26 protein-coding genes are annotated in these 25047 nt (G+C 64.3%); 14 read left to right on the top strand and 12 right to left on the bottom strand.

All coding sequences use genetic code 11. The annotated features are described in order from the left end of the window. On the bottom strand, positions 1 to 804 hold the full coding sequence (locus QTH90_RS23465; RefSeq protein WP_286666971.1) for an ABC transporter permease: 804 nt from the start codon (positions 802 to 804) through the stop codon (positions 1 to 3). Further along, positions 801 to 2219 (bottom strand): mannose-1-phosphate guanylyltransferase/mannose-6-phosphate isomerase, encoded by a 1419-nt coding sequence (locus tag QTH90_RS23460; protein ID WP_286666970.1) that lies wholly within the window; start codon positions 2217 to 2219, stop codon positions 801 to 803. Before QTH90_RS23460 ends, QTH90_RS23465 begins: the two co-directional genes overlap by 4 nt. Here QTH90_RS23460 and QTH90_RS23455 point away from each other — a divergent pair. Next, positions 2134 to 3396, top strand: coding sequence for a glycosyltransferase family 2 protein (locus tag QTH90_RS23455; RefSeq protein WP_286666969.1), 1263 nt, complete (start codon positions 2134 to 2136; stop codon positions 3394 to 3396). The genes QTH90_RS23460 and QTH90_RS23455 overlap by 86 nt on opposite strands. 1 nt (position 3397) lies before the next feature. Here QTH90_RS23455 and QTH90_RS23450 read toward each other — a convergent pair whose 3' ends face one another. Then, on the bottom strand, positions 3398 to 4144 hold the full coding sequence (locus QTH90_RS23450) for a glycosyltransferase family 2 protein (protein WP_286666967.1): 747 nt from the start codon (positions 4142 to 4144) through the stop codon (positions 3398 to 3400). 49 nt (positions 4145 to 4193) lie between these two features. On the opposite strand from QTH90_RS23450, the gene QTH90_RS23445 reads away from it, so the two are divergent. Both QTH90_RS23445 and argB read left to right on the top strand, forming a co-directional pair. Then, the gene (locus QTH90_RS23445; RefSeq protein ID WP_286666966.1) at positions 4194 to 5288 is read left to right on the top strand and encodes an MraY family glycosyltransferase; all 1095 of its coding nucleotides are present in this window, start codon (positions 4194 to 4196) and stop codon (positions 5286 to 5288) included. Between the two features lie 42 nt (positions 5289 to 5330). Beyond that, positions 5331 to 6224: an acetylglutamate kinase gene (argB, locus tag QTH90_RS23440; protein WP_286666965.1), complete on the top strand. Its 894-nt coding sequence runs from the start codon at positions 5331 to 5333 to the stop codon at positions 6222 to 6224. A 128-nt stretch (positions 6225 to 6352) separates the two neighbouring features. Here argB and galE read toward each other — a convergent pair whose 3' ends face one another. Further along, positions 6353 to 7369 carry a UDP-glucose 4-epimerase GalE gene (gene galE, locus QTH90_RS23435; protein WP_286666964.1) on the bottom strand — a complete coding sequence of 339 codons (1017 nt, stop codon included), beginning with the start codon at positions 7367 to 7369 and terminating at the stop codon, positions 6353 to 6355. A gap of 124 nt (positions 7370 to 7493) precedes the next feature. Between galE and slmA the strand changes: the two genes are divergently transcribed. After that, on the top strand, positions 7494 to 8138 hold the full coding sequence (gene slmA / locus QTH90_RS23430) for a nucleoid occlusion factor SlmA (protein WP_286666963.1): 645 nt from the start codon (positions 7494 to 7496) through the stop codon (positions 8136 to 8138). A 68-nt stretch (positions 8139 to 8206) separates the two neighbouring features. On the opposite strand, the gene QTH90_RS23425 is transcribed toward slmA, so the two are convergent. Continuing rightward, positions 8207 to 8620: a YjjA family protein gene (locus QTH90_RS23425; RefSeq protein WP_286666962.1), complete on the bottom strand. Its 414-nt coding sequence runs from the start codon at positions 8618 to 8620 to the stop codon at positions 8207 to 8209. A gap of 173 nt (positions 8621 to 8793) precedes the next feature. Between QTH90_RS23425 and QTH90_RS23420 the strand changes: the two genes are divergently transcribed. Next, a complete protein-coding gene (locus QTH90_RS23420; RefSeq protein WP_286666961.1) occupies positions 8794 to 10176 on the top strand; it encodes a TAXI family TRAP transporter solute-binding subunit in 1383 nt (460 codons plus the stop codon). 57 nt (positions 10177 to 10233) lie between these two features. On the opposite strand, the gene QTH90_RS23415 is transcribed toward QTH90_RS23420, so the two are convergent. The 7 genes from QTH90_RS23415 to QTH90_RS23385 form a co-directional block, all read right to left on the bottom strand. Further along, positions 10234 to 10584 carry an alpha/beta hydrolase gene (locus QTH90_RS23415; protein ID WP_286666960.1) on the bottom strand — a complete coding sequence of 117 codons (351 nt, stop codon included), beginning with the start codon at positions 10582 to 10584 and terminating at the stop codon, positions 10234 to 10236. Between the two features lie 198 nt (positions 10585 to 10782). Further along, positions 10783 to 11841 (bottom strand): malate/lactate/ureidoglycolate dehydrogenase, encoded by a 1059-nt coding sequence (locus QTH90_RS23410; RefSeq protein ID WP_286666959.1) that lies wholly within the window; start codon positions 11839 to 11841, stop codon positions 10783 to 10785. A gap of 17 nt (positions 11842 to 11858) precedes the next feature. Next, positions 11859 to 13385, bottom strand: coding sequence for a UxaA family hydrolase (locus tag QTH90_RS23405; protein ID WP_286666958.1), 1527 nt, complete (start codon positions 13383 to 13385; stop codon positions 11859 to 11861). 34 nt (positions 13386 to 13419) lie between these two features. Beyond that, positions 13420 to 14814, bottom strand: a complete 1395-nt coding sequence (locus QTH90_RS23400) for a TRAP transporter large permease (protein WP_286666957.1) — start codon at positions 14812 to 14814, stop codon at positions 13420 to 13422. Between the two features lie 18 nt (positions 14815 to 14832). Further along, complete coding sequence (locus QTH90_RS23395) at positions 14833 to 15390, bottom strand: TRAP transporter small permease (protein WP_286571301.1); 558 nt, start codon at positions 15388 to 15390, stop codon at positions 14833 to 14835. Positions 15391 to 15525: 135 nt separating this feature from the next. Then, positions 15526 to 16521, bottom strand: a complete 996-nt coding sequence (locus QTH90_RS23390) for a sialic acid TRAP transporter substrate-binding protein SiaP (RefSeq protein ID WP_286666956.1) — start codon at positions 16519 to 16521, stop codon at positions 15526 to 15528. A gap of 47 nt (positions 16522 to 16568) precedes the next feature. Next, the gene (locus QTH90_RS23385) at positions 16569 to 17276 is read right to left on the bottom strand and encodes a FadR/GntR family transcriptional regulator (RefSeq protein WP_286666955.1); all 708 of its coding nucleotides are present in this window, start codon (positions 17274 to 17276) and stop codon (positions 16569 to 16571) included. A gap of 161 nt (positions 17277 to 17437) precedes the next feature. On the opposite strand from QTH90_RS23385, the gene QTH90_RS23380 reads away from it, so the two are divergent. The 9 genes from QTH90_RS23380 to QTH90_RS23340 all read left to right on the top strand — a co-directional run bounded on the left by QTH90_RS23380 (position 17438) and on the right by QTH90_RS23340 (position 24948). Next, complete coding sequence (locus QTH90_RS23380; protein WP_286666954.1) at positions 17438 to 18172, top strand: SDR family oxidoreductase; 735 nt, start codon at positions 17438 to 17440, stop codon at positions 18170 to 18172. After that, positions 18169 to 18915 carry an SDR family NAD(P)-dependent oxidoreductase gene (locus QTH90_RS23375; protein WP_286666953.1) on the top strand — a complete coding sequence of 249 codons (747 nt, stop codon included), beginning with the start codon at positions 18169 to 18171 and terminating at the stop codon, positions 18913 to 18915. The genes QTH90_RS23380 and QTH90_RS23375 overlap by 4 nt, the downstream gene beginning before the upstream one ends. Before the next feature lie 19 nt (positions 18916 to 18934). Further along, positions 18935 to 19783: a fumarylacetoacetate hydrolase family protein gene (locus QTH90_RS23370; protein ID WP_286666952.1), complete on the top strand. Its 849-nt coding sequence runs from the start codon at positions 18935 to 18937 to the stop codon at positions 19781 to 19783. 165 nt (positions 19784 to 19948) lie between these two features. Next, complete coding sequence (locus tag QTH90_RS23365) at positions 19949 to 20710, top strand: carbonic anhydrase (RefSeq protein ID WP_286666951.1); 762 nt, start codon at positions 19949 to 19951, stop codon at positions 20708 to 20710. Between the two features lie 56 nt (positions 20711 to 20766). After that, positions 20767 to 21285, top strand: coding sequence for a hypothetical protein (locus tag QTH90_RS23360; RefSeq protein WP_286666950.1), 519 nt, complete (start codon positions 20767 to 20769; stop codon positions 21283 to 21285). A gap of 23 nt (positions 21286 to 21308) precedes the next feature. Next, entirely contained in the window at positions 21309 to 21803 is a 495-nt protein-coding gene (locus tag QTH90_RS23355) for a hypothetical protein (protein ID WP_286666949.1), read from the top strand. Positions 21804 to 21957: 154 nt separating this feature from the next. Further along, positions 21958 to 22647, top strand: coding sequence for a TetR/AcrR family transcriptional regulator (locus QTH90_RS23350; protein ID WP_286666947.1), 690 nt, complete (start codon positions 21958 to 21960; stop codon positions 22645 to 22647). 64 nt (positions 22648 to 22711) lie between these two features. Beyond that, on the top strand, positions 22712 to 24508 hold the full coding sequence (locus tag QTH90_RS23345) for an acyl-CoA dehydrogenase C-terminal domain-containing protein (RefSeq protein WP_286666946.1): 1797 nt from the start codon (positions 22712 to 22714) through the stop codon (positions 24506 to 24508). Between the two features lie 5 nt (positions 24509 to 24513). After that, positions 24514 to 24948, top strand: coding sequence for a DUF2147 domain-containing protein (locus tag QTH90_RS23340; RefSeq protein ID WP_286666945.1), 435 nt, complete (start codon positions 24514 to 24516; stop codon positions 24946 to 24948). The last annotated feature ends 99 nt before the right edge of the window (positions 24949 to 25047 follow it).

Here is a 25047-nt window from a genome sequence, read left to right as displayed (position 1 = left end):
TTACAGCCAGTAGACGACGCGCCGACGATACTTCGCAAAGAGCAGGCTGGACGCGACAAGACTGACCACTGTCCAGCCAGCGATTCCCCACCAACTATGCGTGCTCGCAACGCCACCCATCAAGGGAGTCCGGAGAAGATCGAGCATTTGCGCAAAAGGGTTGTAGAGGATGTATTGGGCGCGGCCGGGGAGGCTCTCAGGGAGCCAGAACACGGGCGTCAGGAACATGAGCATCTGCATGACGCTGGTAATGATCTGCGTGACATCACGGAAGCGCGTACACACGAGTCCAACCGCAATGCCGAGCGCATGAGCGTTGACAAGCATGAGCAGGAAAGCAGGCACAACCAACAATGCAGACGACGAAAGCGAAATACCTGCCCACCAAGCCACCGGGATATACAGAACAATATGGTGAGCGAACTGAATCATGTTTCGCGCCATGCTCCGCCAGACGAAAAGGCTTATCGGAAAGTAGCCTTGCTTGAGATAGTTGGAAGACCCAATGAAGGCGGTGCACGCATCGGTCACCATGCTGGCGAAAAAACTCCAGAAAATAATTCCAAGCGCCAGGTGAGGAAAGAATTTCGAAAGTTCAGTGCCGAACAGTGAGCTATAGAGCGGTCCCATTCCGCCGATCATCGCGCCCATGCTGAGCGTGAGCCACAACGGCCCGAGCATGGAACGCCGATAGCGCAAGACGATGTCGAACCAGGCCAGAGTCCACCAAATATCGGTGCGGCGGGTGCCCTCCCACCAATCCGCCCAAGGGCTGCGGTGCAAATTGGAATGTGCGGTACTCATACTCGCCCGTAGGTGTCGGCCAAGCGCACGATGTCGTCTTCTCCGAGGTAATTGCCGCACTGGACTTCGATGAGTACCAGTTCGTCCTTGCCAATGTTCGTCAATCGATGTCTTTCTTTAAGAGGGATATATCTGTACTCGCCAGGGAGGGTTTCGTATTCCACGTCACCGACCTGAACCATTGCTGTACCGCGCACCACGACCCAATGCTCGGCTCGCTGGTGGTGATACTGGAGCGAAAGTGATTCGCCCGGCTTGACCGTAATGCGCTTGACCTTGTAGCCGCCTTCCTCCTTGAGCGAGGCATAGGTTCCCCAAGGACGATGGACCACCGCGGGCAGAAGGACAGATTCGTGCTTGCGGATGGTCAGCGCCTGAACGACCTTCTTGACGTCCTGAGCGCTGTTCTTGTGTGCGACCAGCAACGCGTCCGGCGTATCGACGATGACGAGGTCATGCACTCCCAGCGTCGCCACGATCTTGGGGCCATGGCTGTCGACTTGAATATGTGTGCCTGTCGTGTCGATGGCGACACAATCGGCAGGCATGGTATTGCCGCTCGCATCAGCAGTGTGGGCTTCGGTAACCGAAGGCCACGAGCCCACATCGCTCCAACTGAATTTGGCGGGAACCACCTGAACGTTGTCCGCGCGTTCCATCACTGCGTAGTCAATGCTGATGTCCGGCTGAAGGCTGAAGATATGCGGGTCGAACTGGACCGTCCCGGCGACCGTCTTCGACGATTCCATGGCCCGGCGAGCGGCTTCCAGGACCTCGGGCGCGTTCTGTTCAAAGGCTGCGATGATTGCGTCCGCAGTGAAGCAGAACATGCCGCTGTTCCAGTAGTAGCGCCCGGTTGCAAGATATTCCTGCGCCGTCTGGAGGTCAGGCTTTTCCACGAAGCGAATGGCCCGTTGGCTCTCGCGCGAAACGTGTTCCACTTCGATGTAGCCGAAGCCGGTATTCGGACTGGTCGGACTGATGCCGAACACAACCAGTGCCCCTTGCCTCGCGATCCTCACGGCTTGGCGTGCACTGGCGACAAACTGCTCGACGTCCGGGACCAAATGATCGGCGGACAGGATCAGCATCACTGTGTCGCCGCCGAACTGTGCCGTGCACTGGAGTGCCGCGAGCGCGATGGCCGGAGCGGTATTGCGCCCCTTCGGCTCGAGCAACAGCGTGGCCGCCGGAGGATTGCTACTCTGCTGCAAGACATCTCGAGTCAGGAACAGGTGGTCCTTGTTGGTCACGATCATGAGGTCGCCGGTCCCACACGCCTGACCCCGCTCAACAGCCTGTTGCAGCAAGGTCGAGCCGCCAAGCTTCATGAAGGGCTTGGGGAAGGCTTGGCGCGATGCCGGCCAAAGTCGGGAGCCGGAACCTCCCGAGAGGACAACTGATAGCAAGCGCATATTTTGGGGGCGGTTAAAGGCCGGCAATTTTACCGACCCGTACTGTCTGGAAGAATGGAGCGATTCAGCAGATTCTGATAGCGATGGAAACACAAGAATTGGTGATCTTGCCAGCCTTTTCGACAAGGTCGGGCGCAGCGCGCGGGGCTTCCCTGTCTTCGGAACAGATCAAGAGGACACGATGAGCCTAGCATCCATCTCAGTCGCCCTGTGCACTCACAATGGTGAACGATTCATCCGTGAGCAGGTTCGCAGCATCTGCCTGCAGAGCCTGCCGCCGCGCGAGATCGTGCTTTCCGACGACGAGTCGCGCGATCGGTGTGTCGAGGCGGCCGGCGAGACGGTTGCAGAGTGCCTTCGCGAGCGACCGGGCCTGGCGATCGAGGTTCGCGTGCTGCGCAATTCTCCGGCCTTGCGCGTGACCAAGAATTTCGAGCAGGCCGTGCGTGCCTGCACACACGAATTCGTCGCACTCTGCGATCAGGACGATGTGTGGCATCCCGAGCGTCTGGCGCGAATGATGGCCGAGTTCGAACGCCGCCCCGATCTGCTCCTTCTGCATACCGATGCCCGCCTGGTGGATGCCGCGGGGCGCGACAAGGGTGGTTCGCTGTTTCACGCGCTCGAGGTCCAGCGGTCGGAGTTGGAGCGCATTCATGGCGGCATGGCATTTGACGTTTTCCTCCGCCGCAACCTGGTGACGGGCGCGACCACGGTGTTCCGTCGCTTGCCTATGGTTTCGGCGCTGCCGTTTCCGGTTGAGTGGGTGCACGACGAGTGGCTCGCCATCGTCGCGGCCGCGACGGGCGGTGTCGATGCAATCGAGGACTGCCTGATCGACTATCGCCAGCACGAATCGAACCAGATCGGTGCCCGCCGTGACTCGTTCATGGGCAAGGTTCGCAAGGCCCTGGCATCACGGGGCGACACGCACGTGAAGCGTGCCATCAAGGCAGAGATCCTTCTCGAGCGCCTGCTGGAACTGGGAGACCGGGTGTCGCCCGTCATCGTCGAGAAGGTGCGTTCCAAGATCGAGCACCAGCGCTTTCGCGCAGCGCTGCCGGCAAGCCGACTGGCGCGCTGCGTGCCGGTGCTTCGGGAGGCCATGACAGGCCGCTATGAGAAATTCGGCCGCGGTGTGCGGGGTGTGGTCCGCGACCTGTTCGAATCGGTCTGACTCAGCCAGCCCGCTCCAGCCGCCAATAGCGCCAGAAAGCCGCCGACGACCACACCTTGAGCAGGCTGGTCACGTGCCAGTAGAGATGCCGCTTGCTCCGATGACTTGCCCGTCGCGCGTCATGCCGGGCCTGTAGTTGCTCCGCAATCTGCAGCTTCCATCCAGCGAGGCGCAGCCGGGCGCAGATGTCGAAGTCCTCGCCGTACATGAAGAAGCGTTCGTCGAAGCCTCCAATCTCGCGGTAGGCCCCGCTTCGAAACAGCATGAACAGCCCCGGAATCCAGGCCGGGATCGCCGGCCGCTCGTAGTCGGGGCGCTTGCGCGAAACGATCTCCAGGGGCGTGATGATCGCGCGGTGCTGCTCGGGTGTCGGCTTTCCGGGTTCGAGGATTCGCGGCGCCAGGAGGCCACTGTCCGTCTCCGCTTGCGCGATCAGCGGTGTGAGTACGTCGCTGTCGAAGCGGATGTCCGGATTGAGCACCAGGAACCACGGCGTCGCACAACGCGCAAAGGCCTGGTTGTGGTTTGCGCCGAAACCCTTGGGAGCGGTGTTCTCGATGCGTTCGATCTCGAATCCCCACGTACGGCCTGCCAGCAGGTCGGGCTCGGGGATGTTGAGCGTGAGTACGAGCTTGGCGACGACGCCGCAGTTGAAGCGGTCCAATTCCTCGATCAGCGGGAGCACCAGGTCGAGCTGGCCATGGCTCACGATTGAAACCGTGATGGGAGGAGAGTGGGGCGGGGACATCGGCATGGTCTAATTTCGCCCGGGAATTCTATGGTTCCCGCCCCTACCCATGATTGCTCTGATCGTCATCAGTTTTCTTCTCTCTGCATTTGCCGTGCAGATCTTCATGCGCCGGGCGCGCCGGCACGCGCGGCGCTACGCCCACGACATGCCGCAGCGCTTTCACAAGGGCCACGTGCCGCGGTTGGGAGGTGCCGGCATTCTGGTGGGCATGGGTGTCGCCTGGTTGGTCGCAGGGGTGCCTTCGGACCCCTTCAACGTGTCGTGGCCTCTGAAGGCCTCCGCGCTGACGCTGCTGTGCATCGCCCCGGCCGTGCTCGGCGGCATCATCGAGGATGTGACCCAGCGGGTGTCGGTTCGATACCGGCTTGGGCTCACCATCGGCTCCGCGCTGCTCCTGTGCTGGGTGTTGCATCTGGGGGTGTCCCGGACCGGCATCGCCACTGTCGACGGTTGGATGCAGGCTGCGCCGTATGCGGGGCTTCTGTTTGCCGCGTTTGCCATCGGCGGCCTGCCGCATGCGTTCAACATCATCGACGGCTACAACGGACTGGCGGGCACAGTGGCCGTGCTGGTCTGCCTGGCCATCTCGCATGTGGCGCTTCAGGTGGGTGACCGCCAGTTGGCCGCCATGGTGATCTGCCTCGTCGGCGCGACGGTCGGCTTCCTGATCTGGAACTACCCGCGCGGCAAGATCTTCGCCGGGGACGGCGGCGCCTACGTCTGGGGCATGGTGATCGCGGTGGCAGCGGTGACGCTGGTGCAGCGTCACCGGGTCGTTTCGCCCTGGTTTCCGATGCTGCTCCTGATCTACCCGGTGTGGGAGACGGTGTTTTCCATCTACCGCAAGATCGCGCGGGGGCAATCCCCAGGGACGGCGGACGCGCTGCATTTTCACCAGTTGATCTTCCGGCGCATCGTTCGCGTGGCATTCGCGGACGACGAAGCACGCCAACTGCTCGCGCGCAACAATCGGACATCGCCGTATCTGTGGATCTTCGCGGCGCTGACGGTGGTGCCGGCCGTGCTGTTCTGGAACAACACGCCCGTGCTGATGGCGTTCTGTGCCCTGTTCGTGGCGACATACGTCGCCGCCTACCTGATGATCGTGCGCTTCAAGGTGCCGCGCTGGCTGCGCCCCTGACGTTCCGCCACAATTCAAAGTCTCCTCTTTCTGTTGCTCACCATGACCGATCCCGTGCTCAACATTCCACCGCGCGACAAGGCCGAAATCCTGGCCCAGGCGCTTCCGTACATCCGCAAGTTCCACGGCAAGACGATCGTCATCAAGTACGGTGGCAATGCCATGACCGATCCCGAACTGCAGGCCGACTTCGCCGAAGACGTGGTGCTGCTCAAGCTGGTCGGCATGAATCCGGTGGTGGTGCACGGCGGCGGCCCGCAGATCGAGGCGGCGCTCAACCGGCTCGGCAAGAAGGGCCATTTCATCCAGGGCATGCGCGTGACCGACTCGGAGACCATGGAGGTCGTCGAGTGGGTGCTGGCCGGTGAGGTCCAACAGGACATCGTGGGCCTGATCAACCAGGCTGGTGGCAAGGCAGTGGGGCTGACGGGGCGCGACGGCGGACTGATCCGCGCGCAGAAACTCAAGATGGCCGACCGCAACGATCCCAACCTGCATCACGACGTCGGGCAGGTCGGCGACATCGTCTCGATCGATCCGAGCGTGGTCAAGGCGCTGCAGGACGATGCCTTCATTCCCGTCGTGAGCCCGATCGGCTTCGGCGAGGAAAACGAGAGCTACAACATCAACGCGGACGTCGTCGCGGGAAAGCTCGCCACCGTGCTCAGGGCCGAGAAGCTGATGATGCTCACCAACACGCCGGGCGTGCTCGACAAGGACGGCAAGCTGCTGACCGACCTGAGCGCCCGCGAAATCGACGAACTCTTTGCCGACGGCACCATCTCCGGCGGCATGCTGCCGAAGATCGAAGGCGCACTCGATGCGGCGAAGAGCGGTGTGAACGCAGTGCACATCATCGACGGCCGGGTCCCGCACGCCATGCTGCTGGAAATCCTTACCGACCAGGCCTACGGCACGATGATCCGGGCGAGGTAGAGCTCGCCCCCAGGCTGCGCGCACTTCGTGTCGCTTCGCCTACCCCCTGCCGGGGGCAACACCGGCGGACCGGCGGAGCCGGATCCGCGGTGTTTCGCGGACGGGCTTCGTTTCACTTGCCCTTCGGGCTACGTGTAGCCGTTGGGGTTGGCCTGTTGCCAGCGCCAACTGTCGGCGCACATCTGGTCCAGGCCGCGTGACGCGCGCCAGCCCAATGTGGCTTGCGCCAGTGTCGGGTCACCCCAGTAGGCGGGGACGTCACCGGGCCTGCGCGGGCCGATTTCGTAGGCGATGCTCTGGCCGCTGGCGCGTTCGAAGGCCTTGACTACGTCCAGCACCGAGGCGCCGTGGCCGGTTCCCAGGTTGAGGGTGACCAGTCCGGGCTGTTTTTCTGCGTGACGCAGGGCGGCCACATGGCCTTCGGCGAGGTCCATGACGTGCACGTAGTCACGCACGCCGGTGCCGTCCGGCGTCGGGTAGTCGCCGCCGTGCACGGCGAGCTTGTCGCGCAGGCCGACCGCCACTTGGGACACGAAAGGCATCAGGTTGTTCGGCTTGCCCTGCGGGTGTTCGCCGATCAGGCCGCTTTCGTGCGCGCCGACGGGGTTGAAGTAACGCAGCAGCGCGATGCGCCAGGCTGGATGCGCGCGATGCAGGTCACCCAGCGCCTCTTCGACCATGAGCTTCGATCGGCCGTAGGGGTTGGCCGGCCGCAAGGGCGCGTCCTCCGGGATCGGTGAGCGGTCGGGGTCGCCATAGACGGTCGCCGAGGACGAGAAGATCAATGTGCGCACGCCCGCCGCCTGCATGGCGGCGGCCAGCACGAAAGTGCCATGCACGTTGTTGTCGTAGTAGGTGATCGGGTCTGCGACCGAGTCGCCGACCGCCTTGAGGCCTGCGAAATGGATGACACCGCCGACCGGCTGCTCGCGAAAGAGCTTGTCGAGCAAGGCCCGGTCTCGCACGTCGCCCTCGATGAAGCGCGGCCTGGTGCCGATGATGCGTTCCAGCCGCTCCAGGACGCGGATGTCACTGTTGCCCAGGTTATCCAGGATCAACGGCGTATAGCCGGCCGCCGCCAGCGCTACGCAGGCGTGACTGCCGATGAATCCGGCCCCGCCGGTCACAAGAATGTTCTGACTCATACTTAGTTGGCGTGCCGCCCCCGTGGAACTACCTGTCGATTCTGCGCGACAAGCAGGGCATGCCCGGTTGGCGCGCGCTAACTGGCGTGTGCGAGAATCATTTTTTTACATTTTGCACGCGCCCATGCAGAACGACGAGCAAAGCGCCTCCGACGCGCCAATCAGTTCAGACCCGGTGGCCGTACCGACCCGCAAGCGCCCCAAGCCGGGCGAGCGGCGCGTGCAGATCCTCCAGGCCCTGGCCGCCATGCTCGAGCAGCCTGGCGCCGAGCGTGTGACGACCGCGGCCCTGGCGGCCAGGCTCGACGTCAGCGAAGCCGCGCTCTACCGGCATTTCGCCAGCAAGGCGCAGATGTTCGAAGGCCTGATCGACTTCATCGAGCAGAGCGTGTTCACGCTCGTCAACCAGATCGTCGAACGCGAAGACGCGGGGAACGAGCAGGCGGCGCGCATCGTCGCGATGCTGGTCCAGTTCGCCGAGAAGAATCCGGGCATGACGCGCGTGATGGTCGGCGATGCACTGGTCTTCGAGAACGAACGGCTGCAGAGCCGCATGAACCAGTTCTTCGACAAGATCGAGGCGACCCTGCGACAAGCCCTCCGCGACGCTGCGTCGGGTGACGGTTCGGCCACGCCGAGCGTCGATGCGCAGGTGAGGGCGTCCGCGTTGACGGCCTTCGTGGTGGGGCGGCTGCAGCGCTTTGCCCGTTCGGGCTTCCGCCGCGCCCCTTCAGAGCACCTGGACGCTGCGGTCGCACTGATGCTTTGAGGCTGCTGGCGGGGGCATCTCCTGCGGCCGCCGCCGGTCGGACCGGTCCGCTGGCAGTGCCCTTGGCGTCAGATCATGCTCTTGCCTTGCTTGAGGACGAAGTCGCAGGCCCTCTTTGTGATTTCCTGCTTCAAGCCGCCGCCGGTCAGGTCCATCTTCTTGCCGTCGCTACCGGTCAGGATGCCCTGCGAGCCGTCGACATAGCCGCTGTCCGATGCGGGCTTGCCTCCGGGGATCTTGCTCATGAGCTGGTCCTTCACCGAGGATGCGGCGTCCCCGCTCAGGTAGTTGTTCTTGAGGCAGTACTCGAGAACGCCCGCGGCATTGCCGAGGCTGCCCGAAGACATCGAGCCAAGCGCGGACGAGCCGCCTCCGCCGCCAAGTCCCTTCAGCATGTCCAGGCCCTGGGCGTGGACCGACCCTGCGGCGAGCACAACGAGAGCGGCGCCCACACGGGCGAAACGAAATTGAGATCGGGTCATGGCGACTCCTTCGAAAAGTGGGTAGCTGCGAAGACCATAGCTCAAGCCGACGACGCAGTAGCTGCGACATTGAAACAGTTGGTGCTGACTTCCCTGGCGCATCAGCGATACCCGGTCGAAGACGATGCTGGTCGGAAGGCAGAATGCATCATCTCGACGCTTCAGGTTCAAGCATGAAGGCTCCGGCATTGCCAACGCTGCCCACCGGTCGTCGCCTGTTGTACTGGCTGGCGCTGATTGCCGCCCTCACGGCCGGGATCTGGGTCGTGGTTCGCTACGTCAGCCCGACGCCACCGCGCACGTTGGTCATGAGCACCGGCGTGGCGGACGGCGCCTACCACCGCTTCGGGCAGCGCTACCAGGACATCCTTCGTGCCAACGGCATTGCGCTCGAGTTGCGCCCTTCGAGCGGCGGCGTCGAGAACCTGCAGCGGCTGAATGAGGGTTCGGTCTCGGTGGCCTTCGTCCAGGGCGGCACGGGCGTGCTGGCACTCGATCCCGATGCGTCGCCCGATTCGACGCCATTGCGCTCGCTGGCCACCGTGTCCTTCGAGCCGGTGTGGATCTTCACGCACACGCTCGACCTATCCAAGGGCCTGGGCGCACTCGCGGGCAAACGGATCGCGGTCGGCGTTCCGGGCAGCGGCAATTACCAGGTCGCCGTCCAGTTGTTGTCGATCTACGGCGTCGTGGTCGCGGACGGCCAGCGGAATGCACCTGACGGCACCACCTTCGTGAGCGCAGGCGGGATGGCGGCCGTGGACATGCTCGACAGCCACCAGATCGACGCGGTCATCGTCATTGCGGCGCCCCAGGCGCCGGCAGTACAAAGACTTCTGTCGGACGGAGCGGCGCGTCTCGCCTCGCTGGACCATGTCGAGGGGCTCTCGCGCCGCTTTCCGTTCTTCCAGCCCGTGATATTGAAGCGTGGCTCGGTCGACCCGAAGCGCGACCTGCCTCCCCGCGACGTCGAACTGCTGGCGACGACCGCCAACCTGGTCGTGCGAGATGAGCTTCACCCGGCGTTGGCCTATCTGCTGCTCGAGGCGGCGCGCCAGGTGCACAGGCAGCCCAGCCTGATCAACCGGCCCGACGAATTCCCGAGCCCGAGGGCAACTGATTTCCCCCTGTCGACCGAGGCGGAGCGGTATTTCAAGAACGGTCGCCCCTTCCTGCAAAGCTACCTGCCTTTCTGGGCGGCGAACTATGTACAGCGGCTCTTGCTGCTGCTGGTTCCCTTGGCGGCCATCTTGGTTCCGCTGGCCCGGTTGCTGCCCGGATTGCTCAACTGGCGGCGCCAGAGTCGCCTGTACCGCCGTTACGGGGAACTGAAATTTCTCGAGCAGGACCTCGCGTCGCGCAAGCTCGATGCCGAAGAACGGCGCGAAGCCCTCGCGCAACTCGATCGAATCGAAGGCGAGATTGTCCATACGAAGTTTCCGCTCGACTTCACGGACAGGGTCTACACCTTGCGCCAGCACGTCGACTACGTGCGCGCGCAGTTGAACCGGCAGGCCGAAAGCGGCGGCACACCGGGCAAGACCGCAGGGCGCTGATGAAAAAGGCCGGGCCCGCCAACTCGCGGACCCGGCCTTCAGCATGCCCTGGATGGATTACAGGCCGGCTTGGCGCGTCACCGAAACCTTCGGCTTGTAGTAGGCGGCCGGCACCTGGTCGCGGTAGAAGGCGCGGCGGTCGAGGCTTTGCAGCGGGTTGTGCGCTGCAGCCACGGCTTGTGCACGGACGGCGGCGCGGTCGGTGTTCGACGCCACGGTCTGCACGCCGGCATCCGAGCCGTCACCGTATGGGTTGCCGCTGCGTGCAGCCACAGTCGCTTCGGCGCTGACGTTGGCACGGCTGTTGGCGGTGGTCAGGGGGTGCACGCCTTCGTAGGTTTCGGCGTGTGCACCCGCGGCGGCCAAGACGGAGAGAGCGGCCGCAGCGATGAGTTTCGAGGTCTTCATTTCAATTTCCTTCAATGCGTTGGGACGATTCGAACCGGTCTCGGGGTGAGTTGCCAACCCCCTTTTGGGGTGGCCACATCGCTCTGTGCCCTGTTCACCCAGATCAGCTTCCTGCTGGTCCGTGGGATGAAGTTTGAGACCAATCGATCAGTAAAAACCCTCGCATTTGGAAGAACCGCGTCACCCGTTTGGAAACAATCAAGCGATCGACACCCCCACCTTGCGGCCGGATTCGACGATCTCGCCCCAGGTTGCATCGTCCAGCCAGATGCCCTTGCGCTCGCGCGCCGCGCGCGCCTTGCGTTCGGGCTCGCCGGCGATCTGCACGGCGTCGAAGCCCGCGCCCGGTGGACTCTGGCGAAGCCAATCGACGAAGGCTCGCGCCTCTTGCTCGAATGCGGCTTGCGTGCCCAGCTTCGCTGGATCGATCAGCACGGCCAGCATGCCGTTGAGGACGGTGCGCGCCGTATCGGCCGGGCGATGCCAGGTGCCGCCGCCGGTCAGCGCGCCGCCGAGCAACTCGCAGGCCACGGCCATGCCGTAGCCCTTGTGCTCACCGAAGGTCATGAGTGCGCCGAAAAGGCCGTTGCTCTGCGGGACGACGACAACGCCCGGATCATCGGTCGGAGCGCCGTGCTCGTCGATCAGGTGGCCCGGTGGCACGCGCTCGCCCTTGTTGTAGGCCACGCGCATCTTTCCCTGCGCAACCCGACTGGTCGCGAAGTCGAGGATGAAGGGCTCGGCGCCCGCGAGCGGCACGCCGATGCAGCAGGGATTGGTGCCGAAGCGGCCATCGCCACCGCCCCACGGTGCAACCACCGGCCGCGACAGCACGTTGACGAAGTGCATCGCCACCAGCCCTTGTGCCGTCGCCATTTCCGCGAAGTGCCCGATGCGCCCCAGGTGATGCGCGTTCGCTAGCGAGAGGATGCAGCTGCCTTGCTGCTTCGCGCGCGCTATGCCGAGTTCCATCGCCTGCACGCCGACGATTTGCCCGTAGCCGCGCTGGCCGTCGAGCGCCAGCATGGCACCGGCGTCAAGATTGACCTTGACCGAGGCGTTCGGCTTGAGCCCGCCTTCGACCACGGCATCCACATACCGCGGCACCATGCCGACCCCATGCGAATCATGGCCGCTGAGATTGGCGAGCACGAGGTTGGCCGCGACCTGTCCGGCTTCGGCCGGTGTGCTGCCGGCGGCTTGGATGATCGATGCGACCTGCGTCCGCAAGGTCGATGCTTGAAGGGTCTGGGACATAAAGCTTCCTGTTTGGCTCACATGACAGCGCCGACTTGCCACGGCACGAATTCGTTCTGGCCGTAGCCGTGTTGTTCACTCTTCGAGTGCTCGCCCGATGCCGTGGCGAGAACCAGCTCGAAGATGCGCTGCCCCATCTCCTGGATGGACACCGTTCCTTCGACGATCTCGCCGCAGTTGATGTCCATGTCCTCCTCCTGCCGCTGCCAGAGCGCGGAATTTGTAGCGAGCTTCAGTGAAGGCGAGGGGGCGCAGCCGTAGGCGGAACCGCGGCCGGTGGTGAAGCAGATCATGTTCGCGCCGCCGGCGACCTGTCCGGTGGCGCTCACCGGGTCATAGCCCGGCGTGTCCATGTAGACGAAGCCATGTGCCGTCACGGGCTCGGCGTATTCATACACCGCTTCGAGGTTGCTCGTGCCGCCCTTGGCGACCGCGCCGAGCGACTTTTCGAGGATGGTCGTGAGCCCGCCTGCCTTGTTGCCCGGCGAGGGGTTGTTGTTCATCTCGCCTTCGTTGATGGCGGTGTAGTGCTCCCACCAGCGGATGCGTTCGACCAGTTTCTCTCCGACCTCGCGCTTGACGGCGCGCCGCGTGAGAAGGTGCTCGGCGCCGTAGACCTCGGGGGTTTCCGACAGGATCGCCGTGCCGCCATGCGCGACCAGCAAGTCGACCGCCGCGCCCAACGCGGGATTGGCACTGATGCCGGAGTAGCCATCCGAGCCGCCGCATTGCAGCCCGATGGTGATGTGCGCCGCGCTGCAAGGCTCGCGCTTCACCGCATTGGCCCGCGGCAGCATTTCGTTGATAAGCGCCACGCCTTTCTCGACAGTCTTGCGCGTGCCCCCAGTGTCCTGGATGTTGAAGACACGGAAGTTCTCGCCTTCGCTCAGGTTGCCGGTCGCGAGCCATGCGTTGATCTGGTTGGCCTCACAGCCCAGGCCGACCACCAGCACCGCCGCGAAGTTCGCATGCGTCGCATAGCCGGTCAGCGTGCGTTCGAGGATCTCCATGCCCATGCCGCCCGTGTCCATGCCGCAGCCCGTGCCATGTGTGAGCGCGACCACGCCGTCGACGTTGGGATAGTCCGCGAGCGCGGCAGGATTGGTCTTGCGCGAGAAGTGGTCCGCGATGGCCCGCGCCGCCGTGGCCGAGCAGTTCACGCTGGTCAGCACGCCGATGTAGTTGCGCGTCGCTACGCGGCCGTCGGCACGGCGGATGCCCATGAAGCTCGCCTCGCGCCGCGCGGGCGCCGGCTTCACATCGGCGCCGAAGGCGTAGTCGCGTTCGAAATGGCCCTTGTCCGGCCCCATGTCGAGGTTGTGCGTGTGCACGTGCTCGCCCGGTGCGATCGGCTTGCTCGCGAAGCCGATGATCTGGTTGTAGCGCCGCACCGGTTCGCCTTGCGCGATGGCGCGCACGGCAATCTTGTGGCCGGGCGGAATCAGCCCGCGTGCGGTGACGCCCTCGACCGGCGTGCCGCCGACCAGTTGGCCGCGCGCGATCACGACGTCGTCGGCGGGGTGAAGACGGATAAAGGGATTCATCGTGTGTTCCTTGTTGTGCCAAGCGGCAGTGCGCTCAGAAGAACATTTTGGGCAACCACAGTACCAGTGATGGCATGTAGGTGATGATCGCGAGACTGACCAGCAGCGGCACCAGCCACGGCAGGATCGCCATGGTCGTTCGCTCGAAGCTCAGGCCCGCCACGCGCGCGAGCACGAAGAGCACCATGCCCATCGGCGGATGCAGCAGACCGATCATGAGATTCAGCACCATCACCAGCCCGAAGTGGATCGGATCGATGCCGAGGTGCGTCGCGATCGGCAGCAGGATCGGCACCAGGATCGTGATGGCCGCGGTCGGCTCCAGGAAGCAGCCGACGAACAGCATGAGCAGGTTGGCCAGCAGCAGAAACACCCAGGCCTGATCCGTGAAGCCGAGCACCCAGGCCGCGATGTCCGCCGTGACGCCGGTCGCCGTCAGCATCCAGCCGAAGATGGACGCGGCTGCGACGATGAAAAGCACCGTGGCAGTGGTTTCGATCGTGTCCAGGCAGACTTTGACGAACATCTTCCAGGACAAGGTTCCGTACCACGCGAAGCCGAGGATCATGGCCCACACGCAGGCGGCGATCGCGCCTTCGGTCGGCGTGAAGAGCCCAGTGGTCATGCCGCCGATCAGCAGCACCGGCGTCATGATCGGCAGCAGCGCCTCGAAGGTGAAGATCTTGTCCAGCACGAAGAGCGCCGCGAGGCCGGCGAACACGGTCAGCTGCGCAGGCGCGCCGAACTTGTCGATGGCCACCCACAGCAGCAGCGGCCAGCCGACCACCACGGCGAGTTCGCTCAGCGCCTTGAACAGCCGCGTGCTCGAGAACTTGACGTCGCCGCCCCACTTGTTCTTGTGCGCGTAATAGGCGACCGTCAGCATCATGAGGATGGCCATCATCGCGCCCGGCAGGATCCCTGCGAGGAAAAGGGCGCCGACCGAGACATTGGCCATCATCCCGTAGATCACGAAAGGCAAGCTCGGCGGAATGATGGGGCCGAGCGTGGCGGAGGCAGCCGTCACGCCGACGGCGAATTCGGTCTCGTAGCCGTGCTCCTTCATCGCCTTGATCTCGATCGTGCCGAGACCCGCCGCATCGGCGATCGCGGTGCCGCTCATGCCGGCGAAGATCACCGAGCCCAGCACGTTGACGTGGCCGAGTCCACCCTTCATCCAGCCCACCAGGGCCAGCGCGAAGTTGTAGATGCGCGTTGTGATGCCGGCGTTGTTCATCAGGTTGCCGGCGAGGATGAAGAAGGGCACGGCCAGCAGCGGGAAGCTGTCGATGCCGCTCACCATGCGGTGGATCACGACAAAGGGCGGCAGGCTGCTCGACAACAGGATGTAGGCGAGCGAGGCGCCCGCCATGGCGATGGCGACCGGAATGCCGCCGGCCATGAAGACCAGGAAGATGATTTTCAGCATGTGCGTGGCTTCCGTTCGTCAGTGGTCGGCCAGGGTGGATTCGGGGCGTTCGAGCACGCTGTAGCCGCGGCGCCAGTGGATGCGCGCGGTCTGCACCGAGCGCCATGCCATGGCCGCGAAGCCGAACAGGCACAGGCCGTAGACGATGTTCATCGGCAGGTCGACGATGGTCATGCGCGTCTGGTTGCCGATCTTGATCATCATCTGCACGGTCATGACCGCAGCCGCGACGAAGAAGAGGACGCGGATCACGTCCACCGCCTTCGACATCCAGCGGCCCATCGCCGCCGGAATGTGGCGATAGAAGAAGTCGACCTGGATCTGATTGTTCTTTGCCACGCCGATCGCCGCGCCGATGAACACCACGCCGATCAGCATGTAGCGGGCGACTTCCTCCGTCCATGCCGCGGAATCATTCATCACATAGCGCGTGACGAACTGATAGAACACCGTGAGCCCGAGAAGCCAGAAGAGCGCAAGCGCAATCCACCCCTCGGCAATGGTGTCGGACAGATCGACCACCTCGTCTTCCGCATGGAAGTGCCCCTCGTCGTCAATGATCTTTTGTTCAGTCAATCGCATCTCCTTGCAGGTGCATTGCGGTGCGGCCTTCGCGGGAAACACCGCGGAACCGGCTCCGCCGGGCCGCAGGTGTTGCCCCCTCGAGGGGGGATTCAGCTACACGAAGTGAGCAAGAAACGGGGGTGGTTTCTACTTGATCGCCAGGATGCGGTCGTAGTCCTGCTGGCGGTAGCCCTGGTCCGTGGGCTTGGTGTTCTTGAGCACCGCTTCGCGGAACGCGTTCTTGTCGACCGTGATCACGTTGTTGCCCTTCTTCTTGAACTCCTCGGTCAGGCGGGCTTCGGAGGCGATGATTTCGCGGCCGGTCTTCTCGGCGGCCTCCTGCATCACCTCGGTGAAGATCTTCTTCTCGTCGGGCGTGAGCTTTTGCCACAACGGGCCGGAGACCACCGTGAGCAGCGAATCGACGATGTGGCCGGTGAGCGAGATGTTCTTCTGCACTTCATAGAACTTCTTCGCCTCGATGGTGGGCAACGGGTTCTCCTGTGCGTCGACCGTGCCGTTCTGCAGCGCCAGATAGACCTCCGCGAAGGCGATCGGCGTCGGGTTCGCGCCGAGCGACTTCGGGAAGGCCAGGTAGGCCGGGGCGTCAGGCACCCGGATCTTCAGGCCCTTCATGTCTTCCGGCTTGGCGACCGGCTTTGCCGCCGAGGAGGTGACGTTGCGTGCGCCGTAGTAGTTGAGTGCGACGATGTGGTTGCCGCTCTTTTCGTCGTAGCCCTTGGCCAGCTCCGCGAACACGTCGCTCTTGGCGTACTTCAACAGGTGTTCCGAATCACGGAAGATGAAGGGGAAGTAGGTGACGGCCAGCGGCTTGTAAGTGTTGCCCGCGAAGCTCGCGCCGGTCAGGATGATGTCCACCGTGCCCAGCGTCAGGCCCTGGTTGATGTCCGATTCCTTGCCCAGGCTCGACGCCGGGAACACCTGGATCTCGTACTTGCCGTTGGTGCGCTTCTTGATCTCGTCGCCCGCCCACACCGAGTACTTGTGGAAGGGCTCGGAAGTTTCATAGACGTGCGCCCACTTGAGCTTCGTCTGCGCCTGCGCGACGCCGAAGGCGCCGAGCGCGCTGGCAGCGATGGCGCAAGCTGCGATGGTCTTGATGGCGAAACGTTTGCTGGTCATCGGTTGTCTCCGTTGTGGGTTGGAAAAGAGAACACACTGCTGGCGGATCAGGAAACCTTTGCGCGGCGCCAGCTCGCGCTGAATCTCTGGTGCGACTTGTCCATGTGCTCGTGCATCGCCCGGCGCGCGCCGTCTGCGTCGCGTGCGGCGATGGCATCGCGAATGGCTTCGTGCTCCTGGATGGCCGAGCGCCACGACTTCACGGTCTCGAAGTAGCCGCCGAGGCGCGTGAAGATCGGACCCTTGCGCGAATCCCAGAAGCCCTGCACGGTCTCGGACAGCACGACGTTGCCGCAGGCGTCGACGACGGCCAGGTGGAAGGCCCTGTCGCCTTCGAGCGGCATCACGTTGCGGTCAGCCATCTCGCGCATGGTTTCGATGGCGCGGGTCATGGCGTCCACGTCCTTGCGCTTGCCCATCGTGGCGGCTAGCGCCGCGGTTTCGCCTTCGACCACGCGGCGGGCGCGGATCAGCTCCAGCGGACCCCACTCGGCCCCCTCTACCGGCTCGGACGCGCGGTGCGAACGATCGAGCACGTAGACCCCGGAGCCCGTTCTCACTTCGACCCAGCCCTCGACCTCCAACGCGATCAGCGCCTCGCGCACCGAAGGGCGGCTCACGCCGAGTTGCTTGGACAGGTCGCGTTCCGCCGGCAGCCGTGCACCGACCGCGAACTCGCCGCCGGCGATCAGCGCGCGCAGCTGATCGGCGATCTGGCGATAGAGACGGCGGGGTTCGACGGTCTGTAGCGGCACGAGATGCGTATTGAGGGGGCTTAAGGGTTGTCCTGAATTGGACAAGTGGTCAGGCCAATTCAGAATACGATTGGCACCGCCCGGCAGCCATCCGGCGAAACCCTGAACGCTGCGGACCCCGGTGGCGCGACCATCCGACAAAGCTTCAACGAGGACATCCCATGAGACTCCAGGGCAAGACCGCACTCGTCACCGCGGCCGGACAGGGCATCGGCCACGCGAGCGCGCTCGCACTCGCGGCCGAGGGCGCCCAGGTGTGGGCCACAGACGTCAACGAGAAACTGCTCGATCGCTATGCGGGCGTCGCCAACATCAGGACGGCACGGCTCGACGTGCTCGACAAGGCCGCCATCGACGCCTTCGTGAAGACGCTACCCTCGCTCGATGTGCTGTTCAACTGCGCGGGCGTGGTGCACAACGGCACGGCGCTGGATGCCACCGATGCCGATCTCGAATTTGCCTTCCATCTCAATGTTCGCGCACAGTTCTGGACCATCCAGGCCGTCCTGCCGGGCATGCTCGCCGCCGGGCGTGGCAGCATCATCAACATGGCGAGCGTGTGCTCCAGCATGAAAGGCCTGCCGAATCGCTTCGTGTACGGCACGACCAAGGCGGCGGTGCTCGGCCTGACGAAGAGCGTGGCCGCCGACTTCGTGACCAAGGGCATCCGCTGCAACGCGGTGTGCCCCGGCACGGTCGATACGCCTTCGCTCGGCGATCGCATCAACGCCAATGCCGACCCGGAAGAAGCGCGCAAGGCCTTCATCGCGCGCCAGCCGATGGGCCGGCTCGCGAAGGCCGAGGAGATCGCGCCGGTGGTGGTGTTCCTGGCGAGCGACGAATCGGTCTTCGCCACGGGTCAGGCGTTCACGGTCGACGGAGGCATCACCATATGAACCAACTCGACTTCGCAGGGCGGCATGCCGTCGTCACGGGAGGCGCGACCGGCCTCGGGTACGGCGTCGTGCAGCGCCTGCTGGCGTCGGGCGGCAGTGTGACGATCTGGGACCGCGACGGCGAAGCCGCCACGAAGGCCGCGTGGTCGCTCGGTGCCAAGGCCTTCGCGCTCACCGTCGACGTGACGCAGCAGCCGTCCGTGGCCAAGGCCGTTGCCGCCACGCTCGCGCAGGCCGGGCGCATCGACGCGCTCATCAACAGCGCCGGCATCACGGGGCCGAACACCAAGCTCTGGGAGTACCCGGTCGACGCATGGCGTCAGGTGATGGACGTGAACCTCACCGGCCCGTTCATCTGCTGCCGGGAAGTCGTCTCGCAGATGCGCATGCAAGGCTACGGCCGCATCGTCAACATCGCCTCCGTGGCGGGCAAGGACGGCAACCCCAACGCCAGCGCCTACAGCGCCAGCAAGGCGGGTCTCATCGCACTCACCAAGTCGCTCGGCAAGGAGCTGGCCGACACGGGTGTCCGCGTGAACTGCGTGACGCCGGCGGCGGTGAAGACCGCGATCTTCGACCAGATGTCGCCGGACCACATCGCGTTCATGCTCTCGAAGATCCCGATGGGCCGCTTCGGCAAAGTGGAGGAGATCGCCGCGATGGTCGCCTGGCTTTGCACCGAAGATTGCTCGTTTTCCACCGGCGCCGTTTTCGATCTTTCCGGCGGTCGTTCCACTTATTGATCTCAGAAGAAAGGACAACATGAAACTCGTTCGCTATGGCAACCCGGGCAAGGAAAAGCCGGGACTCGTCGACGACGGCGGCCAACTGCGCGACCTCAGCGCCGTGGTCAAGGACATCGGCCCCGAGCAACTCGGCGATGCCGCGCTGGCCAAGCTGCGCAAGCTCAAGGTCGACAAGCTGCCGCTGGTCCGAGGCAAGCCGCGCTATGGCTGCCCCGTGGCGAGCGTCGGCAAGTTCATCGCCATCGGCCTCAACTACGCGGACCATGCGGCGGAATCGGGCATGCCCATTCCGAAGGAGCCGGTGGTCTTCACCAAGGCCATCAGCTGCATCCAGGGGCCGAATGACCCCGTGATGCTGCCCAAGGGCTCCGTCAAGGGCGACTGGGAAGTCGAACTCGGCGTGGTGATCGGCACCCGCGCGCGGTACGTGTCGCAGAAGGATGCGCTCAACTACGTGGCGGGCTACTGCACCATCAACGACGTCAGCGAGCGCGAATGGCAGCTCGAGCGCGGCCTGACCTGGGACAAGGGCAAGGGCTTCGACACCTTCGGCCCGATCGGCCCCTGGCTGGTCACGCGGGACGAGGTGCCCAATCCGCAGAAGCTCGCCATGTGGCTCGATCTCAACGGCAAGCGCGTGCAGACCGGCAGCACCAAGACCATGATCTTCAACGTCGCCAAGCTCGTGAGCTACGTCAGCCAGCTCAATACCCTGGAGCCCGGCGACATCATCACCACCGGCACGCCACCCGGCGTGGGCATGGGCATGAAGCCACCGGTCTTCCTGAAGAAGGGCGATGTGATGACGCTCGGCATCGAAGGCCTGGGTGAACAACGCCAGGAAGTCGTGCCTTTCAAGCTCTGACTGCAGGATCTGCACTCGGCACCAAGCCGTTTGCCTGCGAAGAATGAGACGAGTCCCGTCTCATTTTCAGACCGGTTGACCTTTGCTCCGGGTGAGACTTGAATAGCTTCCACGCAGTCGTGCTGCGTGAGGGGCCCATTCAATTCTCATTTCAAAGGTCACTCCATGTCCTGTGTCGAACGTCTCGCCGTTGCGGGCCTCCTGGCCTTCAGCTTCGGTTCGGTCGCGTCTGCGGCCGAACACTCGCACTGGTCCTACGCCGGCAAGACCGGTCCGAAGGAATGGGCTGCACTGGCTGAGGAAAACCAGCTTTGCGCTATCGGCCAGCAGCAATCGCCCATCGCGCTCCAGCGCAACAAGGCCAGTCACCTGGCGGACCGCGAGGTCGCGATCCGCTTCGGCAAGACGGCCGGCAAGCTGGTCAACAACGGCCACACCATCCAGATGGATGTGGGCGACAGCGCTCCCCAGGTGCTTGGCTTCAAGGGCGTCGACTTCAAGCTGGCCCAGTTTCACTTCCACACGCCGAGTGAACATCATCTCGACGGCAAGTCCTTCCCGATGGAAATGCACCTGGTCAGCAAGGACGCCAGCGGAAAGATCATCGTCGTCGGCGTGCTCATCAAGACGGGCAAGGAGAACCCGACCCTCGCGCCGCTGTTCGCCGATCTGCCGGCATCGGAAGGCGCCTCGCGCGACGCGGAGATCGACCTCGCAGCGCTGATGCCGTCCAGCCACAGGGCGTTGCTCTACGCCGGTTCGCTGACAACGCCGCCGTGTTCCGAGAACGTCAATTGGGTGGTGATGGAGCAGCCGATCCAGATGTCGCGCCGGCAGATCGCCGCCTTCCAGAAGCTGTTCCACGACAACCATCGCCGGATCCAGCCGACCAACAAGCGCAAGGTCGTCGAAGAGACAGCAGGCTGAACGCGGGCATACATACAGATTGAAGAGGGCCCGAAGGCCCCTACAGGGAAGAGCAGATGAAGAGATGGATGGGGGGCTGCGTATTGGCCGCCTCCGTGTTGAGTCTGAGCGGTTGCAGTTCACTCCTCGCCGAAAGCGCCTCGGCCGGCGCCGGCATTGCGGGCGGCGCCATTGCCGGCGCGATCACAGACAGCGCTGCAGTGGCCTCCGGCATCGGCATCGCCGTGCAGGCCATCGCGCGCGCCGGCGTTCAGTATCACGAGCGCAAGATCCACAGCGAAGTGCAGGAGCAGATCGCGCAGGTCGCCGGCCCGCTCAAGGTCGGCCAGGTCAAGGCGTGGAAGACGGTGCTTTCGCTTCCCCTGGAGCCTGAGGAATCCGGCCGGGTGGCGGTCAGTCGCATCATCAGTTCCGGCGAACTCGACTGCAAGGAGATCATTGTCTCGGTGGAGCAGAGCGGCAAGGATGCATTACCGGCCAGTGAGTTCTACGTGGCGGCCATCTGCCGCAGCGGCAGTCGCTGGGCCTGGGCCTCGGCGGAACCGGCCACCGAGCGATGGGGTTCGCTGCAATGAGAGGCCGGCATCGGGGGGCCAGGTTGGCGGGGCTGCTCGTTGCGTTTGCTGCCGTGGCTGCATTGACGGCTTGCGGTGCCGCCGGCGGACTCACTGGCGCGGTCGCGGGCCTTGCATCCGGTGCCGCCACTTCCAATCCGGCGGTGGGCGTGGCGATCGGGATCGGCGTACAGGCCGGGGTTGATGAATCCGTCAAGGCCGCGATGCGCTATTTGAGCCGTGAGGAGCAGGATCGCATTGCCGCGCTGGTGGGGGAAATGGCGGTTGGTGAGCGCCGGCCATGGGAAGTGCGCCATTCGGTGCCCTATGGCAACAAGCAGGGCGAGGTCACCGTGGTGCGCGCGTTCGCAACGCCGTTGGCAGCGTGCAAGGAAGCCGCGTTCTCGGTGGAGGACATCGATGCCGAGCCGACCGACGCGCCGCGGCCCCGATTCGTCACAACGGCTTGCCAAGGGGCGAATGGGTGGAAGTGGGCGATAGCGGAGCCGGCCGTCCCGCGCTGGGGCGCGTTGCAGTAGACGCCGGCACCGAGCCGTACCGACAAGCGGGGCGCGCTCCCCGAATTCCAAGCTTCAGACGAAAGACCTGCAACTATTGCAGGTCTTTCGTCTTTCCGAAGCCCCGAAACTGCTGCAAAATAGAACGACCGTTCGTATTATTTTCAGCCAACCGATGCCCGACACCGTCGCCACCGCCAAGACAGCCCGTGCGCCCCAGAAGGGCCAGCAGACCAAGGCCGTCATCATCGACGCGGCGTTGAACCTTGCCGCCCAGATCGGGCTGGAAGGCCTGTCGATCGGCGCATTGGCCGAAGTCACGCAGATGAGCAAGTCGGGCGTCTTCGCCCATTTCGGCTCGCGCGAGGAACTCCAGATTTCGGTGGTGCGCGAGTACCACACGCGTTTCGAGCAGGAAGTGTTCTACCCCGCACTCGATGCCGAACGTGGCCTGCCGCGCCTGCGCGCCATGTTCGCGAACTGGATGAAGCGCACCTCGGCCGAAATCGATTCCGGCTGCATCTACATCAGCGGCGCGGTCGAGTTCGACGACCGGCCCGGACCCGTGCGCGATGCGCTGGCGGATTCGGTCAACACCTGGCTCGCGGCGATGTACCGCGCCGTCGTGCAGGCCAAGGCCGAGGGCCACCTGCGCACCGATGCCGACGAGAAGCAGATCGCCTTCGAGATCCATGCCCTGATCCTCGCGCTTCACTATGAGGCGCGGTTCCTGCGTTCGCCCGATTCCCTGGCGCGCGCCAATGCCGGCTTCGACAACATCCTCGCGCGCTGTGCATCGCCTGATGCACCGCCCGCCGCCGCGACCGCCGCTCCGGCGCGCCGCCGCCTGAAGACCGTGCGCTGAGCGCACGGCCCAAGCGCCTCTTTCCTTTTTCTCATCAAACTTTTATTTCCCCGGAGATCCGCACATGCCCGCCTATACCCCTCCTCTTCGCGACATGCAGTTTGTGATGCACGAGGTGCTGAACGTCACCGAAGAGCTCAAGGCGCTCCCCAAGCATGCCGAGGTGGATGCCGAGACCATCAATGCGGTGCTGGAGGAGGGCGGCAAGTTCGCTTCCGAGGTGACCTTCCCGCTCAACATCAGCGGTGACGAAGAAGGCTGCGTGCTCGACAAGACCACGCACGAGGTCAAGACCCCGAAGGGCTTCAAGGACGCCTATGCGCAGTACGTCGAAGGCGGCTGGGCGGCGCTCTCCTGTGATCCGGCCTATGGCGGCCAGGGCTTGCCTTTCGTCGTGAACCAGTGCTTCTACGAGATGCTCAACTCGGCCAACCAGGCGTGGACCATGTACCCGGGCCTCTCGCACGGCGCCTACGAAGCCCTCGCGGCGCATGGCACCGACGAGCAGAAGAAGACCTACCTGCCGAAGCTCACGAGCGGCGAATGGACCGGCACGATGTGCCTGACCGAGCCGCACTGCGGCACCGATCTCGGCATGCTCCGCACCAAGGCCGAACCGCAAGCCGACGGCACCTACAAGCTCACCGGCAACAAGATCTTCATCTCGGCCGGTGAACACGACATGGCCGCGAACATCATCCACCTGGTGCTGGCTCGCCTGCCGGACGCGCCCAAGGGCAGCAAGGGCATCAGCCTGTTCGTGGTGCCGAAGTTCAACGTCAAGGCCGACGGTTCGCTCGGCAGCCGCAACGGCATCTACTGCGGCGGCCTGGAGCACAAGATGGGCATCCATGGCAATGCCACGGCCCAGATGGTGCTCGAAGGCGCTACCGGCACGCTGGTCGGCCAGCCCAACAAGGGCCTCGCCGCGATGTTCGTGATGATGAACGCCGCCCGCCTGGGCGTCGGCAACCAGTCGCTGGGCCTGACCGAAGTGGCCTTCCAGAATGCGCTGGCCTACGCCAAGGACCGCATCCAGATGCGCTCGCTCTCCGGCGTGAAGGCCAAGGACAAGGATGCCGATCCGATCATCGTGCACCCCGACGTGCGCAAGATGCTGATGACCGCCAAGGCCTACGCCGAAGGCGGCCGTGCGCTGGCCATCTACTGCACGCTGCTGCTCGACAAGGAACACCACCACCCCGACGAGAAGGTGCGCAAGGACTCCGGCGAAATCGTCGCGCTCCTGACGCCCATCGTGAAGGCCTTCATCACCGACAACGGCCACATCTCGACGAACGCCTGCATGCAGGTCTTCGGCGGCCACGGCTTCATCAAGGAATGGGGCATGGAGCAGTTCGTGCGCGACAACCGCATCAACATGATCTATGAAGGCACCAACACCATCCAGTCGCTGGACCTGCTGGGCCGCAAGGTGCTGGGCAACAACGGCGCGACGCTGAAGAAGTTCGGCAAGCTCGTCGGCAAGCTGGTGGAGGAAGAAGGCGTCAACGAGAAGATGAGCGAATTCATCACGCCCGTCGCCGTGCTGGGCGACCAGCTGACCAAGTTCACGACCGAGATCGGCTTCAAGGGCTTCCAGAATCCGGACGAAGTCGGCGCCGCCGCGGTGGACTACCTGCGCGTCGCAGGCCACTTCGTGTTCGGCTACATGTTTGCGCTGATGGCGCGCGCCGCGTTGCGCGAGATCGCCGCCGGCAACGCCGATCCGTTCTACCAGGCCAAGCTGCAGACCGCGCGCTTCTACTTCGCCAAGCTGTTCCCCGAGACCGCGACGCTGATGCGCACCGCACGCGCCGGCAGCGCGCCGCTGATGAACACCGACGCCGCACTGGCCTGAACGCCATGAAAGCGCTCTTCGCAGCCGTCGTCCTCGCCGCTGGTGCCGCGTCGGCCGCCGCGCAAATGAGTCCCGTGGGTCTCTGGCGCAGCGTCGATGACAAGACCGGCGAATCCAAGGCCGAGATTCGCATCGGCGAGCCGGGCGGTGCATTGCAAGGCCGCATCGAAAAGACGCTCCGCAAGGACGCGAAGCCCGACGCCGTGTGCGAGGAGTGCACAGACGACCGCAAGGGCAAGCCCATTGCCGGTCTGGAAATCATCCGGGGCGGCAAGAAGGCCGAGGGCAAGGACGTCTGGGAAGGCGGAAAGATCCTCGACCCCGAGAACGGCAAGGAATACCGCGCGAGCTTCACGCCCGTCGATGGCGGCAAGAAGCTCGAAGTGCGCGGGTACCTCGGTCCGTTCTGGCGCACCCAGACGTGGAACCGTGTTCCGTGAACCACCCCCGCTGCCTGCGCATTGCGTGTAGCCGCCTTCCCCTTCGAGGGGGCAACACCGGTGGACCGGCGAATCCGGTCCCAAGGTGTTTTTCGAATC

This window comes from Variovorax flavidus (assembly GCF_030317145.1).
Taxonomy (GTDB): Bacteria; Pseudomonadota; Gammaproteobacteria; order Burkholderiales; family Burkholderiaceae_C; genus Variovorax; species Variovorax flavidus.
The sequence above is the reverse complement of the archived record's forward strand: the minus strand, read 5'-3'. Positions and strand labels throughout refer to the sequence as shown.

Excerpts from the sequence above, each read along its gene's own strand:
- QTH90_RS23465 (WP_286666971.1), bottom strand. The coding sequence starts at position 804 with ATGAGTACCGCACATTCCAATTTGCACCGCAGCCCTTGGGCGGATTGG.
- QTH90_RS23455 (WP_286666969.1), top strand. The coding sequence starts at position 2,134 with ATGAAGGGCTTGGGGAAGGCTTGGCGCGATGCCGGCCAAAGTCGGGAG.
- QTH90_RS23460 (WP_286666970.1), bottom strand. The coding sequence starts at position 2,219 with ATGCGCTTGCTATCAGTTGTCCTCTCGGGAGGTTCCGGCTCCCGACTT.
- QTH90_RS23450 (WP_286666967.1), bottom strand. The coding sequence starts at position 4,144 with ATGTCCCCGCCCCACTCTCCTCCCATCACGGTTTCAATCGTGAGCCAT.
- QTH90_RS23445 (WP_286666966.1), top strand. The coding sequence starts at position 4,194 with ATGATTGCTCTGATCGTCATCAGTTTTCTTCTCTCTGCATTTGCCGTG.
- argB (WP_286666965.1), top strand. The coding sequence starts at position 5,331 with ATGACCGATCCCGTGCTCAACATTCCACCGCGCGACAAGGCCGAAATC.
- galE (WP_286666964.1), bottom strand. The coding sequence starts at position 7,369 with ATGAGTCAGAACATTCTTGTGACCGGCGGGGCCGGATTCATCGGCAGT.
- slmA (WP_286666963.1), top strand. The coding sequence starts at position 7,494 with ATGCAGAACGACGAGCAAAGCGCCTCCGACGCGCCAATCAGTTCAGAC.
- QTH90_RS23425 (WP_286666962.1), bottom strand. The coding sequence starts at position 8,620 with ATGACCCGATCTCAATTTCGTTTCGCCCGTGTGGGCGCCGCTCTCGTT.
- QTH90_RS23420 (WP_286666961.1), top strand. The coding sequence starts at position 8,794 with ATGAAGGCTCCGGCATTGCCAACGCTGCCCACCGGTCGTCGCCTGTTG.
- QTH90_RS23415 (WP_286666960.1), bottom strand. The coding sequence starts at position 10,584 with ATGAAGACCTCGAAACTCATCGCTGCGGCCGCTCTCTCCGTCTTGGCC.
- QTH90_RS23410 (WP_286666959.1), bottom strand. The coding sequence starts at position 11,841 with ATGTCCCAGACCCTTCAAGCATCGACCTTGCGGACGCAGGTCGCATCG.
- QTH90_RS23405 (WP_286666958.1), bottom strand. The coding sequence starts at position 13,385 with ATGAATCCCTTTATCCGTCTTCACCCCGCCGACGACGTCGTGATCGCG.
- QTH90_RS23400 (WP_286666957.1), bottom strand. The coding sequence starts at position 14,814 with ATGCTGAAAATCATCTTCCTGGTCTTCATGGCCGGCGGCATTCCGGTC.
- QTH90_RS23390 (WP_286666956.1), bottom strand. The coding sequence starts at position 16,521 with ATGACCAGCAAACGTTTCGCCATCAAGACCATCGCAGCTTGCGCCATC.
- QTH90_RS23380 (WP_286666954.1), top strand. The coding sequence starts at position 17,438 with ATGAGACTCCAGGGCAAGACCGCACTCGTCACCGCGGCCGGACAGGGC.
- QTH90_RS23375 (WP_286666953.1), top strand. The coding sequence starts at position 18,169 with ATGAACCAACTCGACTTCGCAGGGCGGCATGCCGTCGTCACGGGAGGC.
- QTH90_RS23370 (WP_286666952.1), top strand. The coding sequence starts at position 18,935 with ATGAAACTCGTTCGCTATGGCAACCCGGGCAAGGAAAAGCCGGGACTC.
- QTH90_RS23365 (WP_286666951.1), top strand. The coding sequence starts at position 19,949 with ATGTCCTGTGTCGAACGTCTCGCCGTTGCGGGCCTCCTGGCCTTCAGC.
- QTH90_RS23360 (WP_286666950.1), top strand. The coding sequence starts at position 20,767 with ATGAAGAGATGGATGGGGGGCTGCGTATTGGCCGCCTCCGTGTTGAGT.
- QTH90_RS23350 (WP_286666947.1), top strand. The coding sequence starts at position 21,958 with ATGCCCGACACCGTCGCCACCGCCAAGACAGCCCGTGCGCCCCAGAAG.
- QTH90_RS23345 (WP_286666946.1), top strand. The coding sequence starts at position 22,712 with ATGCCCGCCTATACCCCTCCTCTTCGCGACATGCAGTTTGTGATGCAC.
- QTH90_RS23340 (WP_286666945.1), top strand. The coding sequence starts at position 24,514 with ATGAAAGCGCTCTTCGCAGCCGTCGTCCTCGCCGCTGGTGCCGCGTCG.